This window comes from Streptacidiphilus jiangxiensis (assembly GCF_900109465.1).
Lineage (GTDB): Bacteria > Actinomycetota > Actinomycetes > Streptomycetales > Streptomycetaceae > Streptacidiphilus > Streptacidiphilus jiangxiensis.
The window spans coordinates 54,638-68,968 of sequence record NZ_FOAZ01000027.1; the positions used below are offsets into that span (position 1 = coordinate 54,638).

General features: G+C 72.8%; 13 protein-coding genes. 7 read left to right on the top strand and 6 right to left on the bottom strand.

Annotated features, from left to right (window positions below):
- Positions 1 to 2 precede the first annotated feature (2 nt).
- The 4 genes from BMY61_RS36640 to BMY61_RS36655 form a co-directional block, all read right to left on the bottom strand.
- The gene (locus BMY61_RS36640) at positions 3 to 1,469 is read right to left on the bottom strand and encodes a protein kinase domain-containing protein (RefSeq protein ID WP_052439249.1); all 1,467 of its coding nucleotides are present in this window, start codon (positions 1,467 to 1,469) and stop codon (positions 3 to 5) included.
- 86 nt (positions 1,470 to 1,555) lie between these two features.
- Positions 1,556 to 2,848, bottom strand: a complete 1,293-nt coding sequence (locus tag BMY61_RS36645; protein ID WP_052439256.1) for a sugar ABC transporter permease — start codon at positions 2,846 to 2,848, stop codon at positions 1,556 to 1,558.
- An 83-nt stretch (positions 2,849 to 2,931) separates the two neighbouring features.
- On the bottom strand, positions 2,932 to 3,753 hold the full coding sequence (locus tag BMY61_RS36650) for an ATP-binding cassette domain-containing protein (protein ID WP_042455975.1): 822 nt from the start codon (positions 3,751 to 3,753) through the stop codon (positions 2,932 to 2,934).
- On the bottom strand, positions 3,750 to 4,880 hold the full coding sequence (locus BMY61_RS36655; RefSeq protein ID WP_042456052.1) for a sugar ABC transporter substrate-binding protein: 1,131 nt from the start codon (positions 4,878 to 4,880) through the stop codon (positions 3,750 to 3,752). The genes BMY61_RS36650 and BMY61_RS36655 overlap by 4 nt, the downstream gene beginning before the upstream one ends.
- Positions 4,881 to 5,036: 156 nt before the next feature.
- Between BMY61_RS36655 and BMY61_RS36660 the strand changes: the two genes are divergently transcribed.
- From BMY61_RS36660 to BMY61_RS36685, 6 genes are all read left to right on the top strand, one after another.
- Positions 5,037 to 5,222 carry a hypothetical protein gene (locus BMY61_RS36660; RefSeq protein ID WP_042455976.1) on the top strand — a complete coding sequence of 62 codons (186 nt, stop codon included), beginning with the start codon at positions 5,037 to 5,039 and terminating at the stop codon, positions 5,220 to 5,222.
- A 265-nt stretch (positions 5,223 to 5,487) separates the two neighbouring features.
- Positions 5,488 to 6,390 carry a hypothetical protein gene (locus BMY61_RS36665; RefSeq protein WP_052439250.1) on the top strand — a complete coding sequence of 301 codons (903 nt, stop codon included), beginning with the start codon at positions 5,488 to 5,490 and terminating at the stop codon, positions 6,388 to 6,390.
- 177 nt (positions 6,391 to 6,567) lie between these two features.
- The gene (locus tag BMY61_RS36670; RefSeq protein ID WP_042455978.1) at positions 6,568 to 7,491 is read left to right on the top strand and encodes an NADP-dependent oxidoreductase; all 924 of its coding nucleotides are present in this window, start codon (positions 6,568 to 6,570) and stop codon (positions 7,489 to 7,491) included.
- 161 nt (positions 7,492 to 7,652) lie between these two features.
- A complete protein-coding gene (locus BMY61_RS36675; protein WP_042455985.1) occupies positions 7,653 to 8,597 on the top strand; it encodes an AraC family transcriptional regulator in 945 nt (314 codons plus the stop codon).
- 17 nt (positions 8,598 to 8,614) lie between these two features.
- Positions 8,615 to 9,061: an SRPBCC family protein gene (locus tag BMY61_RS36680; RefSeq protein WP_052439251.1), complete on the top strand. Its 447-nt coding sequence runs from the start codon at positions 8,615 to 8,617 to the stop codon at positions 9,059 to 9,061.
- Positions 9,058 to 9,519 (top strand): MarR family winged helix-turn-helix transcriptional regulator, encoded by a 462-nt coding sequence (locus BMY61_RS36685; protein ID WP_042455987.1) that lies wholly within the window; start codon positions 9,058 to 9,060, stop codon positions 9,517 to 9,519. Before BMY61_RS36680 ends, BMY61_RS36685 begins: the two co-directional genes overlap by 4 nt.
- A 197-nt stretch (positions 9,520 to 9,716) precedes the next feature.
- Here BMY61_RS36685 and BMY61_RS36690 read toward each other — a convergent pair whose 3' ends face one another.
- Together BMY61_RS36690 and BMY61_RS36695 are read right to left on the bottom strand one after the other, a co-directional pair.
- Entirely contained in the window at positions 9,717 to 10,637 is a 921-nt protein-coding gene (locus tag BMY61_RS36690; RefSeq protein ID WP_161791330.1) for a helix-turn-helix domain-containing protein, read from the bottom strand.
- A 74-nt stretch (positions 10,638 to 10,711) separates the two neighbouring features.
- Positions 10,712 to 11,722, bottom strand: coding sequence for a rod shape-determining protein (locus BMY61_RS36695; protein ID WP_161791331.1), 1,011 nt, complete (start codon positions 11,720 to 11,722; stop codon positions 10,712 to 10,714).
- A 257-nt stretch (positions 11,723 to 11,979) separates the two neighbouring features.
- On the opposite strand from BMY61_RS36695, the gene BMY61_RS36700 reads away from it, so the two are divergent.
- Positions 11,980 to 14,301 carry a SpoIIE family protein phosphatase gene (locus BMY61_RS36700; protein ID WP_143094699.1) on the top strand — a complete coding sequence of 774 codons (2,322 nt, stop codon included), beginning with the start codon at positions 11,980 to 11,982 and terminating at the stop codon, positions 14,299 to 14,301.
- Positions 14,302 to 14,331: the final 30 nt, after the last annotated feature.

Consider the following 14,331-nt stretch of genomic DNA (forward strand, 5'->3'; position numbering starts at 1 on the left):
CGCTACGGCGCTCCGGCCCCCGCGGCAATCCCGGTGGGGCGGGAGACGGACAACTCCACGGCCGCCCCGTGCCCGAGGGCGGTCCCGGCGGCGGGGGACTGGGTGCAGACCGTGCGCGGCGCGGCCTTGGTCCCCGCGCAGGAGCCCACGGCCAGGTGGCCGAGGTGCAACCCGAGGGCCTGCAGCTCGCGCCGCGCGTGGGAGAGGCTCTGGCCGGTCAGATCCGGCAGCACGTGGGTCGTGCCGGCGGCGGCCGGGGTGCTGCCCGCGTCGAGGGCGAGCCAGCCGCCCACCGAGACCACCGCCGCGACCGCGACCGTCACCGCGACGGCCTTCCCGCGGCCCCGACGCGGCCGCTCCCGCCGCCGTGAACCCGCCTCGACCGGCGCCTGGGTCACCTGCGGGGCCACCGCCGTGGGGCGCCCCGGCGCCGTGACCGTGAACGGACCCGACGGCGCGAAGGTCTCCCCGCTGCTGCCGTCGCGGTCGTCGTCGCCGCCCGCCCGTCCGGGCATCGGCACCGGCAGGTCCGCGACGGTGACGGCGTGGCCCAGGGGCATCGTCGGGGCGGAGCCGCTCGCCTCCGTGGCGGCCACGGCGCGCACGGCCGCGGCCATGGCAGCGGCGTCGGGGTAGCGGGCGGCGGGGTCGCGCGCCAGGGCCCGCAGCACCAGCGCGTCGACGTCCGGTGTCAGCGAGGGCGCCAGCAGCGACGGCGGCTCGGGGTCCTCGCGCAGGCGGCGCATGACGGTGTTCAGCGGGGTGTCGGCCGTCAGCGGCGGAACGCCCGTCAGGAGTTCGTGCAGCAGACAGCCGACGGCGTACAGGTCGCTGCGCGCGTCGGCCGACTCGCCGCGGGCCTGCTCGGGGGAGAGGTAGTCCGCGGTGCCGATGACCATGCCGACCGCCGTCAGCGCCTGCTCGGCCGCGGCCGAGCCGTGACCCGGACCGTTGCCCGGACGGTGACCCAGGCTGCGCGCGATACCGAAGTCCATCAGCTTGACCGTCGCGGCGGCGTCCTCGACGACCATCACGTTGGCCGGCTTGACGTCCCGGTGGACCATGCCGGCCCGGTGCGCATGGTCGAGGGCCTCGAGGACCTCGGCGACAGCGCGCAGCGCCTGACGCGGCGGCAGCGGGCCGGTCTCGGCCAGCAGCTGCGCCAGAGTCCGGCCCGGCAGGTACTCCATCACCAGGTACGGCAGGTCGAGGTGGGGGCCCGCGCCCTCGCCGGAGTCGAAGACGGCGACGATCCCGGGGTGGTTCAGGGACGCTGCGGCGCGCGCCTCGCGGCCGAAGCGCACGCGCTGGATCGGGTCGGCGGCCAGCTCGGGGCGCAGCACCTTGACCGCGACGGTGCGGTCCAGGCGCAGGTCGCGGGCGCGGTAGACCTCGGCCATGCCGCCGCTGCCGAGCAGTTCGCACAGCAGGTAGCGGTCGCCGAGGGCGGGGGGCTGCAGGGTGTCCACGGCATGATGCTGGCCGGGTTCTTTGTGGGAATCATGTGAGACCCACGAAGAACCCGGCCAGTGCCCGCCAGTGCCCGGTTCGGCCGTCAGGCGCGTCCGGAGGACTTCTGGGTGCGGCGCGACAGCGAGTCGACGACGACTGCTGCGAGCAGGACGGCACCGGTGATCATGTACTGGATGTCGAGGGTCAGACCCAGCATGAACAGTCCGGCGTTGATCGACTCGATGACCAGGATGCCGAGCAGGGCCGACCAGACCCGGCCGCGACCACCGAACAGCGAGGTGCCACCGATGACCGCGGCGGCGATGGCCATCATCAGGTTGTTCGGGTCGGCACCCGCCTGGCCGGCCGCGTTGGTGGTGGCCGCGATGGCGAGGCCGCCCAGCGCGGCGAAGGTGCCGGAGATGGCGTAGACCGAGATCCGGACCATCGGCACGCTGATACCCGCGCGACGGCTGGCCTCGATGTTGCCGCCGACCGCGAAGATCTTGCGGCCGTAGGTGGTGCGGCGCAGCACGAAGTCGCAGATCACCAGCAGGGCCAGGAAGATGACCACGTTGTTCGGGACGCCACTGGCCTGGTTGAGCACGTAGGCGACCAGGAACGCCCCGATGGCCAGGACGGCCGTGCGGGCCAGCAGCTCGACGGTGGGCCGGTAGGGGACCCCGGCCGCCTTGCGCCGACGCTGCTGGGTGAAGATCCCGGCCGCGAAGCCGACCACCGCGATGATGGCCAGCAGGTAGGCGCCGATGATCTGGCCGCCCAGGAAGTACGAGTTCCCCGAGAACAGGGCGTTGAGGCCCTTGTTCTCCAGGTTGATCGTGCCGGTCGAGCCGAGCAGCCAGAGCATGAAGCCCTGCCAGCCCAGGAAGCCGGCCAGGGTGACCACGAACGCGGGCACACCGATCTTGGCGAAGATCGTGCCCTGCAGGGCCCCGATGGCGGCGCCGGTCAGCAGGGTGATGATCACCGCGAGCCAGGCGTTCCAGTGGTGTTCGACGGACAGCACCGCGTAGATGGCCGCCGCCAGGCCGCTGACCGAGCCGACTGACAGGTCGATCTCGCCGAGCAGCAGCACGAAGACCAGACCGACGGCGAGCATGCCGAGGCCGACCATGTAGTAGGCGATGAACTCGGCGTTGGCGGCCGTGAAGTACTGGCTGTTCTGCAGGCTGAAGATCAGCCAGATGATGACCAGGCCGATGACGACCGGCAGCGAGCCGAGCTCACCGCCGCGGACCTTCCGCTTGAACTCGTCCAGGTAGCCGCGGAAGCCCTCCTGGCGCACCAGCAGGCGCGGGTCGACCGGCGGAGCGACGGCGGCCGCCGGCGTCGGGTCGATGCCGTGCGGCGGCTCCAGCGGGTTGAAGCCGCTGATGTCCTGGCCTGGCACCCCGCCGGCGCCCTGGCCCGAGTATCGGCCGGGGTCCGACGGGTCGGAGGGGGGAGTGGGGGGAGTGCTCACGCCTCTCCTTCCGGACGCTGTGCACCGCGCGCCGCGCGCCGGGTCACCGCGTTGTCGGTGGCACCGGTGATGGCGGCGATGATCGTCTCCTGCGTGGTCTGCTGCACCGGGAAGGTGCCGTTGTTCCGGCCGAGCCGCAGTACCGCCACGGTGTCCGCCACCGCGCGCACGTCCACCATGTTGTGGCTGATCAGGATGACGCCGAGGTCCCGCCCTCGCAGGCGCTCGACCAGGTCGAGCACCTGCGCGGTCTGCTCCACGCCGAGGGCGGCCGTCGGCTCGTCCAGGATGACGACCTTGGGGTTGCCGATCAGCGAACGGGCGATCGCCACGACCTGCCGCTGGCCACCGGAGAGGCTGGCCACCGGGATCCGCACGCTCGGGATGCGGATGGAGAGGGTGTCCAGGAGCTCCTGGGCCTGCTTCTCCATCCCGACCTCGTCCAGCGTCCCGTTCTTCGTCAGCTCGCGGCCGAGGAAGAGGTTGGCGACGACGTCGAGGTTGTCGGCGAGCGCCAGGTCCTGGTAGACGGTGGCGACGCCGAGGTGCTGGGAGTCCTGCGGCCGGTGGATGCTCACCGGCCGCCCATCCCACTCGATCTGCCCCTCGTCGATGGGGTGCACGCCGGCGATGGCCTTGACCACGGTGGACTTGCCGGCGCCGTTGTCGCCGACGAGTGCCACCACCTCGCCCTTGTGCACCTCCAACTCGACGTCGGTCAGGGCCTGCACGGCGCCGAAGCGCTTGGAGATGCCGCGCAGGGCCAGGACCGGCTCGCCGTCGAGCCGGGCGTAGGAGCTGCCGACAGGGCTGCTCACGACAGGCCGGCGGTCTTGCAGGCGGCGGCGAAGTCGGGGGTGCAGATCTGGGCGACGGTGTAGAGGCCGTCGGCGACGACGGTCTGCTTGATGTTGCTCACGTTGACCAGGACCGGGGTCAGCAGGTCCGACGAGACGGTGTTGCCGGAGCCGTTGGTCTTGGTCGAGTTCACGATCGAGGTGATGGGCGCCCCGGTGAGCAGGCTCACGGCAAGCTGGGCGGCGGCGTCGGCCTCGGGCTTGTAGGCCTTGTAGATGGTGAACGACTGGGTGCCGGCCACGATCCGCTGGACAGCGTCGAGCTGGGCGTCCTGGCCGGTCAGCGGCAGCTTGCTCAGGCCCGCGTTCTTCATCGAGGTGGCGATACCGGCGGCCATGCCGTCGTTGGCGGAGTAGAAGCCCGAGATGTTCGACGCCCCGAGCTGGTTGATCGCGGCCGTCGCCTTCTGGGCGGCGACGTCCGGCTTCCACAGACCCGAGGCGTCGTAGGCGATGTCGACGTGGCCCTTGACCGCGTTCTGGAAGCCGGACTTGAAGTCGGCGGCGTTCGGGTCGGCCGAGTCGCCGTCGATCTCGACGATCTTCGCGGACGGCGTGGCCTTGGAGCCCAGGACGGCCAGTAGACCGGTGCCCTGGAGGTGGCCGACCTTGACGTTGTCGAACGACACGTAGGCGTCGACCGGGCCCTGGGCGAGGCGGTCGTAGGCGACGACCTTGATGCCCTTGGCCTTGGCGGCCTCGACGGAGGACTTGATCTGCGCCGAGTCCTGGGCGTCGACCACGAGCACCTTGACGCCCGAGTTGATCATCGTGGTGGCCTGCTGCGCCTGGGTCTGCGGGCTGCCGCCGGCGTTGGCGTACTTGACCTCGACGTTGGGCGCGAGCGCCTTGACCTCGGCCTCGAAGTACGGCTTGTCGAACTGCTCGTAGCGGGTGGTGGTGTTCTCCGGCAGCAGCAGGCCGATGCTTCCGGTCGCGTTGGCCGCCGCCGCCGAACCCCCGGCTCCCGAGGCTGCAGGGGAGGAGGAAGAGGAGGAGGAGCTCCCTGCCTTCCCGCACGCCGCCGCGGCCAGAACCAACGAGACGACGGCGGTGGCGGTGGCGACGCGATTGAGAGGGTGCTTGATCACGTGACGGCCTTCCTGGAAGGACTGCTGGAACCGCAGGCAGGTGTAAAGACTGTGAAAGAAGTCGCAATACGGTCTTCCGATTCAAGTCCCGCCGCGCGCGAGGCGCCTCCGGACACACCTGAATACGCCCCGGGTTCCACCGAATGGAGTAGTTTGCCCCGTTCCGGGAGGAGCGGGGCAGCCTGGGGTCGGGTCGAGCACCCGCTGTGCGAGGGGCCGGAGCTGCTGGACCGGCTGCTGGACGCTCCCGGCCACGGGGTGATCCAGCTGTCCGCGGCTGCCGGGATCCACGTGGACTCGATGGCCGAGCGGTGGCCGGGGTGGACCGTGGAGTTCTGACAGGACCGGTGGGAGGCGGTCGAGGTGGACCGGGCGCGCAGGGCCGCCGCGCGTCGAACCGCGTGATCGCGGGAGTATTTCGCTCACGTAACGTCATGCGCCGCAATATTTACGGCCGGAGACGGTCTGCGCCGTAGACATGACAGGTGTCGGGCCGTTAGTTTCCCGGATGGCCACGTCGTGGTCGAAATCCAGGTGACTGACCCCCGAGGGGATCACTGTGCGCATACGCATGCCCGGAACCGTCGCTCGCAGCCTCGTTGCCGTGTCCCTCGCCGCGCTCGGCGCGGCCGGATTCGCCGGCGGTGCGAACGCGGCGCCTGCCGCGCCGGTCGCCGCGCACCACGGCGTGAAGCCCATCACCAAGGGAGCCGTGCACGTCGCCACCACCGCCGGCAGCCGGAACACCCTCACTGTGCGGTCCAACGGCACCCAGGGCGTCGTGTCGCCCACGCCGCAGGTCTACCTGGTGTTCTGGGGCTCGCAGTGGTCCAACGACCCGGCCGGTGTCGCACCCGACCTGCAGAACATGTTCAAGGGTCTCTACGGCAGCGCCGACACCTGGGGCACGATCCTCACCCAGTACTGCGAGGGCGTCGCCAGCGGCACCAGCAACTGCGGCACCAGTGGCACGCACATCACCCACCCGGCGACCAGCCCGCTCGCCGGTGTCTGGTTCGACAACGCCGCCGCCGCGCCGTCCAGCGCGACCACCTCGCAGATCGCGGGCGAGGCCGCGAACGCCGCCGCGCACTTCGGCAACACCACGCAGGCGCCGAACCTCAATGCGCAGTACGTCGTGGTCTCGCCGACCGGCACCCACCCGGACAACTTCCCGAGCTCCAACTTCTGTGCCTGGCACGACAAGACGTCGAGCAGCTACGGCACGCTCGCCTACACCAACCTGCCCTACGTGCCGGACCTGGGCGTGGACGCCTGCACCACGCTGACCGACGGCCGCATGCTCTCCGGCATCGAGTCGACCGAGACGCACGAGTACGCCGAGACCGTCACCGACTTCTGGCCGAGCATCGGTTGGAACGGCCGCAACGGCGAGATCGGCGACGAGTGCGAGAACATGGACGCCTTCGTGCCGCTGAGCACCGGCTCCTTCGACCTGCAGGGCCTGTGGTCCAACAAGGCCAACGCGTGCGTGACGAAGGGCTGACCCGCCCGAGCTGACCCCACTCCACCGTGGACGGCTCCGGCCGTCCACGGTGGACGTTCAGACATACCAGAGAGACTCTGGGCCATTCATCGTCTCGCTGCCGCTCCCTAACGTGGATCTCGTCGCCGGGCACCGCAACCGACAGCCCGGTGCGAACCGATTCGTGGGGTGAGAACCATGCGCGCAGTGATCCAGCAGTCCTTCGGCGGTCCCGAGGTGCTCCAGGTCGTCGAGACCGAGCGGCCGACCCCGCGCTCCGGCGAGATCCTGGTGCGGGTGCACGCCAGTGCGATCAACCCGGTCGACCTCGCGGTCCGCTCGGGCGCCTTCCCACTGCTGGGCGAGCCGCCGTTCGGCGTCGGCTGGGACGTCTCCGGTGAGGTCGTCGCGGCCGGCCCGGGCGCGCGGTACGAGGTCGGCGAAGAGGTCTACGGCATGCCGTTCTTCCCCCGCGCGGCCACCGGCTACGCCGAGTACGTCGCCGGCCCCTCCCGGCACTTCGCGCTCAAGCCCGCCACCCTCGACCACGTCCACGCGGCGGCGCTGCCCCTGGCCGCGCTGACGGCGTGGCAGGGCCTGGTGGACCGTGCGGGCGTGGCTGCGGGCGACCGCGTCCTGATCCACCGTGCCGCGGGCGGTGTCGGCCACCTCGCGGTCCAGATCGCCAAGGCCCACGGCGCGCACGTCATCGCCCTGGGCAGCGCCGAGCGGAGCGAGTTCCTGGCCTCGCTGGGTGCGGACGAGGTCATCGACTACCGCACCGTCGACTTCACCGAGGCCGTCCGTGACGCCGACGTCGTGTTCGACTCCACGGCCCAGGGTGAGCGTTCGCTCGCCTCCCTTCGCCCCGGCGGGACGCTCGTCAGCATCCTCGAGCACGGCGACACCTCGCTGGCGGACCGGGTCCGCGCGGCGGGCTTCCGCTTCAAGGGCGTCTCGGTGGAGCCGGACTACGCGGCGCTGGAGGCGATCGCCTCCCTGGTCGACGCGGGCCGGGTCCGCCCCTTCGTCCAGCAGACCTTCCCCCTGGAGGACGCCCCGAAGGCCCACGAGCTGGTGGCCACGGGCCACGTCCAGGGCAAGATCGTCCTGACGGTGTGACCCTCCGGGGGGGCGCGAGGAACTGCGCGACGAGCCACCCAACCACGTGGCGCGCCGAACGAGCAGGGCCATCGGTTCGTCGGTGGTTTCTCGCGCCCACGCGGCGGAGCCGCACAGGCAGAGCCTCGCGCCCCTGAGGGGCCTGCAACGGAAGGTGGAGTATGGACATCCTGACCGAGGCGCTCGCCTCCATGCGGACCGCGCGTCCCGCGTCCGTGCGGACGGACGGGCGCGCGCCGTGGGGGTTGCGGTTGCCGCCCGTGGCCGGCGCCGGGTTCCATGTCGTGCTGCACGGCACCTGCTGGCTGCTGCCCGCGGAGGACGGTGACGCGGCGTACCCGCCGATCGCCTTGGGGCCGGGGGACGTGGTGTTCCTGCGCGACGGCCGGGCGCACGTGCTCGCCGACGACCCGGCGACGCCGCCGACCACGCCCACCGCGGAGCAGGTCGAGGACAACCGGCCGATCGGTCGGGTCCGGCTGGGCGGCCAGGGCGCGGAGGCGAGCCTGCTCTGTGGGAACTACCACCTGGACCAGGTGCGGCCGCACCCGATGCTCGCGCACTTCCCCGAGATGATCCACCTGCCCGCGCGGCCGGGGCGGCATCCGGAGTTGTCCGCCGCGGTGCAGCTGCTCTCCGCCGAGCTGGAGCGTCCGCGGATGGGCTCGGACGGGATCGTGCCCGCGCTGATCGACTCGCTGCTCCTCTACATCCTGCGCGCGTGGCTGGACGAACAGCCGCCGGCCGCGGCGCGCGGGTGGATCGCGGCCCTCACCGACCCGGGGGTGGCGCCGGTCCTCGCGGCGATGCACGCGGACCCGGGCGAGGGGTGGACCGTGCAGTCGCTGGCCTCGGTCGCGGGGCTCTCCCGGGCCGCGTTCGCGCGGCGCTTCACCACGCTGATCGGTGAGCCGCCGCTGGCATACCTGACCAGGTGGCGGATGACCCGCGCGGCCGCGCTGCTCCGGGAGGGCGATCTGCCGCTGAGCGCGGTCGCGGCCCGGACCGGGTACGGCAGCGAGTTCGCCTTCGGCAAGGCGTTCAAGCGCGAGTTCGGTCGGGCGCCGGGGGTGTACCGGCGGGAGCTGTTGACGGCAAACAACTAAGCGCGCATACTAAATGCATGATGACTCTGGGAAGCGCCACGAGGATCTCCACCGCCGCACCCGCCGCCTTCTTCGCCTGCTGGGGCGACATGGCCGGCTGGCCCGAGTGGAACGCCGACACCGAGTGGGTCCGACTGGACGGGCCGTTCGCGGCCGGCAGCACGGGAGTGCTGAAGCCCAAGGGCGGGCCGAAGACCAAGTTCGTCATCACCGAGCTGACCGACACGGTCTTCACCGACGTCTCGCTGCTGATGGGGGCACGGCTGACGTTCCACCACACGGTCGCGCCGACCGCCGAGGGCGGCACCGAGGTGGCCGTCACCGTCACCCTGGCCGGACCGCTCGCCCGGTTGTGGAACGTGATCCTCGGCAAGGGCATCGCCGCGTCGCTGGGCCGGGACCTCGCCGCGCTGGTCCGCACCGCGGAGGGTGAGCGGGGCGCCGAGGGTGCGGTGGCCGCGTGAGCGGCGAGGGGCTGGACACCCGCTTCGACTCCGCCGAGGAGAGCCCCGGGTTGTTGCTCTGGCAGGTGACCAACCGGTGGCAGGCCGCGCAGCGGGCGGCCCTCAAGCCCCACGGCCTGACCCACGTGCAGTTCGTGCTGCTCGCGGCCCTCACCTACCTCGGGGCGGAGGGGCCGGTGACGCAGAAGGCGCTCGCGGACCAGGCCGCGACCGATCCGATGATGACCTCCCAGGTGCTGCGGGCCCTGGAGGGTCTCGGGTTCGTCGAACGTCGCCCGCACCCGCACGACAGGCGGGCGCGGGCCCTGGAGGTCACCGAGGAGGGGCGCGCCCTGGCGAACCGGGCGGTCGCCGTCGTGGAGGCCTGCGACGCGGAGTTCTTCGGGCGGCTGGAGGAACGGGGCGGCACCGCGCTGAGCGACTTCACCTCGGCGCTGCGGGCGCTGGCCGATCGCTGAGCCCCGGCCCATCGTCCCCGCGTGTCCCCGCTTCACGTCTCAAACCGCAGGTCAGGGCGGTGAGACGGTCCGACGGACGTCTCAACCGGCTCGGCGTGGTCCGAGCCGCCCTGCCGGTCGGGCAGAGTTGTCGACGACGTGAGGCGTCCGGGCAGCACGGGGGTACTGCCCGGGCGATCACGCCGCAGGCCGCCGCCTCAGGAGCCGGCGGGCACGCTGAGCTCGAGGGTGCAGACGCCCTCGTTCGGCTTCTTGGCCGGGGTGCCGCAGACCTTCAGCCCGATGGAGGGGTCGCTCGCGTCGACCATCATCGAGTAGTTGTCGTAGCCCCAGTGCACCAGCGCGGTCTGCTGGTCGCCGGTGGTGGTGAAGACGGTGGCCTTGTCGCCGGGGCCCGCGTTGGTGAGGCCGCCCCAGGCGGCGTGGCAGCGGGGGCTGTAGTGGAGGTAGATGACGATCGTGCCGACGTGGTCGGTGGTCAGCACCCGCTCGTCCTTCACGCAGCCCGTCGACTGCGGGTCCTTGCCGTCGCACCCGACGCCGGCGCACGGCGGCGGGGAGACGACGGGGGTGGGCGCGTGGGTGCCCAGCGCCTGCGTCGTCGGGCTGCTGCTCGGGGCGGCGAGGTAGGCGCCGACGGCCCCGCCGACCAGCGCGGAGCAGGCGGCGATCGCGGCGGTGCGCAGGTGGCGTCGCCAGCCACCGGCCTGCAGCGCAGCGGCCGGGGCGGGTGACGCGTCATCCGCGGACGCCGGACGGGTCGGCGCGACCTCGGCCGGCGTCGCCGGGGCCGGCGTCGCCGGGGCCGGCGCGGTCGAGGGAGTCGGCGGCGCGGCGGGATCCGCGGGCGCCCCCTCCTCGCTCAGCGCCAGCTCCAGCAGCGGCTTGAGCAGCCGGGCGCTCTCGTCCACGGTGATCGCCAGGCTCTCCAGAGCCTGCTCGGTGATCAGCCGCTTGCCGTTGAACCAGCGCTCCCACGACGCCTTGCTGTAGTGGGTGCGGGCGCCGATCTGAGTGAGCGACAGCCCGCTGCGGTCCTTGATGCCCCGTAGCTCCTCGGTCAGGCGCCGGGCGTGGCCGCGCACATCGTCAGGTATCGGCCGCCAGTTCGCGCCCACGTCTTTTTCCACTCACTTCCGCTTGAAGGGAACGCAACATCCTCCCACAAGCGGATCATGGCACTGTCACACCCTCATGCCGGCATCAGCTCGTCCACGTGCGCGCTGCCACGCGCCGACGTGGCCAGCAGGCCCAGGCCCCGTGCGGTGCAGTTCTCGGGGGAGTCCGCCGCGCGGACCGGCAGGCCCAGGCGGTTCTCCAGCAGACGGCGCAGCCACGGGTCGCGCGCACCGCCACCGGTCAGCACGATGCCGTGCCGGGTGATGTCCGCGCTCAGCTCCGTGGGGCACTTCGCCAGCAACGCGCCCATGCCCTGCAGCATCGTCTCGACCACCGGGGCGACGGCGTCGTGCACCTCGGCGGTGGTGAACCGCGCCAGCACCGGGGTGCCGTACTCGGTGCGACGGCCCTTGACCTCCACGGACTCCGCCTCCGGATGGCCGGCGGCGATCCGCAGCTGCTCGGTGGCGGCCGGGCCGAGGTCGACCCGGCGCTGCCGCCGCGCCCAGGTGGACAGCGCCCGGTCCAGTGCGAGGCCCGCGACCGGGAGCGAGCTCGCGCTGACGATCCGTCCGAAGGCGAAGACCGCGAGGTCGGTCGTCCCGGCGCCGAGGTCGACGACCATGTTGCCGCTCTCCTGCGCGATGTCCAGCCCGGCGCCGACCGCCGCCGCCAGCGGGGCCGGCACCGTCACCGTGCGGGCCGCGCCCGCCTGCTGCACCGCCTGCTCCAGCGCCTTCAGGTGGATGCCGTGGCTCTCCACCGGTACGGCCGTGGCCACCGTCGGGCGCAGCGCGAACCGGCCCGGCCGGGCGCTGTCGATGGCGTGCCGGGCCAGCACCCGGGCGGCCTCGAAGTCGGTGACGGCCCCGGCGTGGATGGGGCTGACGGTGGCCATGCCCGGCGGGGTGCGGCCGGTCATCTTCTGCGCCTGCTCGCCGAAGGCGAAGGCGACCCCGCGGTTGAGGTCGTAGGCCACCACTGACGGCTCGTCGAAGACGACCTCCTGGCGCGGGCGCCAGACGCGGACCCGGGCGGTGCCGAGGTCCAGGGCGACCAGACGGTCCGCCACGGCTCGGCTCACGGCATTGCTCACAAGGACCCCTCTCCCCACGCTTCCACACGTGTGCTCACCTGAAGGCACGGCCGAACCGGCGGGACGTCTGAACGGCCGTCAGATACGCTGCTCCCTTCCATCGAGCCGCCCCGGCGTCGTCCCTGCATCCCGGGGCCGCTGAACGAGGGAGCCGCGGGGCCCGACGCGCCGTCGCCCGGGTGATCGGGTCGCTGAACAGCCGCCGAACGGTGGCGTCCGGCGTCGCGGCGCGTGATGATCGGATCATGTCCGCAGCGCGTCCCGAGCAAGCCCCCGGCGAGGGTCCGCCGCCCGAGCCCGGCTCGCTCACCGAGCGTGCCTTCGAACAGTCGCCCGTCCCGTGGATGCTCTGCGCGCCCGACGGGCGACTGCTGCGGTTGAACCAGGCCATGGCGGAGCTGGCGGAACTCACCGAGGCGCAGCTCGTCGGCCGCCTGCCCACGGAACTGCAGCAGGGCCACAACGGAGCGATCAACCTGGTGGACTCCTCGGTGTTCGAGGAGTCCACCAGGTTGATCCAGGAGGTCGCCGCGACGGGCACGCCGCGCACCCTGGAGACGTACGTGCAGGCACCGGCCGGGCTCGAGGCCCAGGCCTGGGAGGTGCGGTACAGCCCCGTCCACGGGGCCGGCGGCGCCCTGGAAGCGGTCGCGGTGACCGCCGTCGACTTCACCGAGCAGTTCGTCGCCCGGCAGCGCCTGGGGCTGCTGAACGCCGCCGCGGCCGGCATCGGCGCCTCGCTCGACGTCACCCGGACCGCGCAGGACCTGGTCGACGTCACCGTCCCCGGCTTCGCCGACTTCGTCAGCGTCGACCTGCTCGACGGCGTCTTCCAGGGCGAGGAACCCGCCGCCGGACCGCTGCCCGGGCCCGTCCTGCTGCGCCGCGCCGCGCAGGCGCGCACCGGCGCGAGCTCGGGGACGACCCCCCTGGCCGACCCGTCCGGCGAGCGGAACTCCGTCGGCGTGGTCGAGGCGGGCGAACGCGGCAGCTACCCGCTCGACTCCCCGCCCGCCCGCTGCCTCGCCACCGGCCGCTCCGCACGCTACGCCGCGGGCGACCCGGTGCTCGACTCCTGGTTCGCCGCCGACACCGCGCGCGGCGAATGGGCCCGGGGCCACGGGCTTGTCTCCCTGCTCACCGTGCCCGTCACCGCCCGTGAGACCACCCTCGGCGTCGTCATCCTGGTCCGCCTGGGCGCGGCCGTGCCGTTCAGCCCCGACGAGCAGTCCATCGCCGAGGAGCTCGTGGCCCACGCCGCGATCTGCCTCGACAACGCCCGCCGGTTCACCCGTGAACGGACCACTGCGCTCACCCTCCAGCACAGCCTGCTCCAGCAGCGGCCGCCCCGGCAGGCCGCCGTCGAGGTGGCCGCGCGCTACCTGCCTGCCAGCGGCCAGGCGGGCGTCGGCGGCGACTGGTACGACGTGATCCCGCTCTCCGGCACGCGGGTGGCGCTCGTCGTCGGCGACGTCACCGGCCACGGCCTGCACGCCAGCGTCACCATGGCCCGGCTGCGCACCGCCGTCCGCACACTCGCCGACGTCGACCTGCCGCCGGACGAGCTGCTCTCGCACCTCGACGACCTCGTCATCAGCCTGAATGCGGAGGCCGGCGCCTACGGCCCCGAGGACGCCGCGTACGGCGGCCTGCCGGGCTCAGCCAACCCCTTCGCGCCCCCCGGCACGCCCACCCCGACCGGCGAGGGCTTGGGCGGTGGGCAGGTGCCGGGCGCCTCCGCGCTGGGCGCCTCTGCGCTGGGTTCCTCGACGCTCGACGGTCTGGTGTTCGGCGACATCGGCGCCACCTGCCTCTACGCCGTCTACGACCCGATCGCCCGCCGCGTCGCCCTCGCCCGCGCCGGCCACCCCGTCCCCGCGGTCCGGCTCCCCGACGGCCGGGTCGAGTTCCTCGACGTCCCCGCGGGCCCGCCGCTGGGCCTCGGCGGCCTGGCCTTCGAGACGGCCGAGGTCGACCTGCCGGAGGGCAGCCTGCTGGCCCTCTACACCGACGGCCTGATCGAGTCGCGCCACCGCGACGTCGACGAGAGCCTGCGCCTGCTGGCGGCCACGCTCGCCGAGCCCGGCCAGGACGTGCCGGCGACCGGGGAGCGCGTCCTGCGCGTCCTCACCCGGCACCGCCCCGAGGACGACGTGGCACTCCTCCTGGCCCGGACCCGCGCCCTCGGCGCGGACCAGGTCGCGGACTGGGAGATCGACCCCGACCCCGCGTGCGTCGCCGACGCGCGTCGGCTCGCCGCGCGGCAGCTGGCGCACTGGGGGCTGGACGACCTGGTCTTCGTCACCGAACTGGTGGTCAGCGAGCTGGTCACCAACGCGATCCGCCACGGCCGCCCGCCGATCCGGCTCCGCCTCATCCGCGATTCCGCGCTGACCTGCGAGGTCTCCGACTCCAGCAGCACCGCGCCGCACCTGCGGCGCGCTCGCACGATGGAGGAGGGCGGCCGCGGCCTGATGCTCGTCGCGCAGTGCGCGACCCGCTGGGGCACCCGCCACAGCGCCGACGGCAAGACCATCTGGGCGGAACAGGCCCTGCCGGGCGCGTAGCGCCCCTGGAGGGTGCAACTCGCTGCGGGA

Excerpts from the sequence above, each read along its gene's own strand:
- BMY61_RS36670 (WP_042455978.1), top strand. The coding sequence starts at position 6,568 with ATGCGCGCAGTGATCCAGCAGTCCTTCGGCGGTCCCGAGGTGCTCCAG.
- BMY61_RS36675 (WP_042455985.1), top strand. The coding sequence starts at position 7,653 with ATGGACATCCTGACCGAGGCGCTCGCCTCCATGCGGACCGCGCGTCCC.
- BMY61_RS36680 (WP_052439251.1), top strand. The coding sequence starts at position 8,615 with ATGATGACTCTGGGAAGCGCCACGAGGATCTCCACCGCCGCACCCGCC.
- BMY61_RS36700 (WP_143094699.1), top strand. The coding sequence starts at position 11,980 with ATGTCCGCAGCGCGTCCCGAGCAAGCCCCCGGCGAGGGTCCGCCGCCC.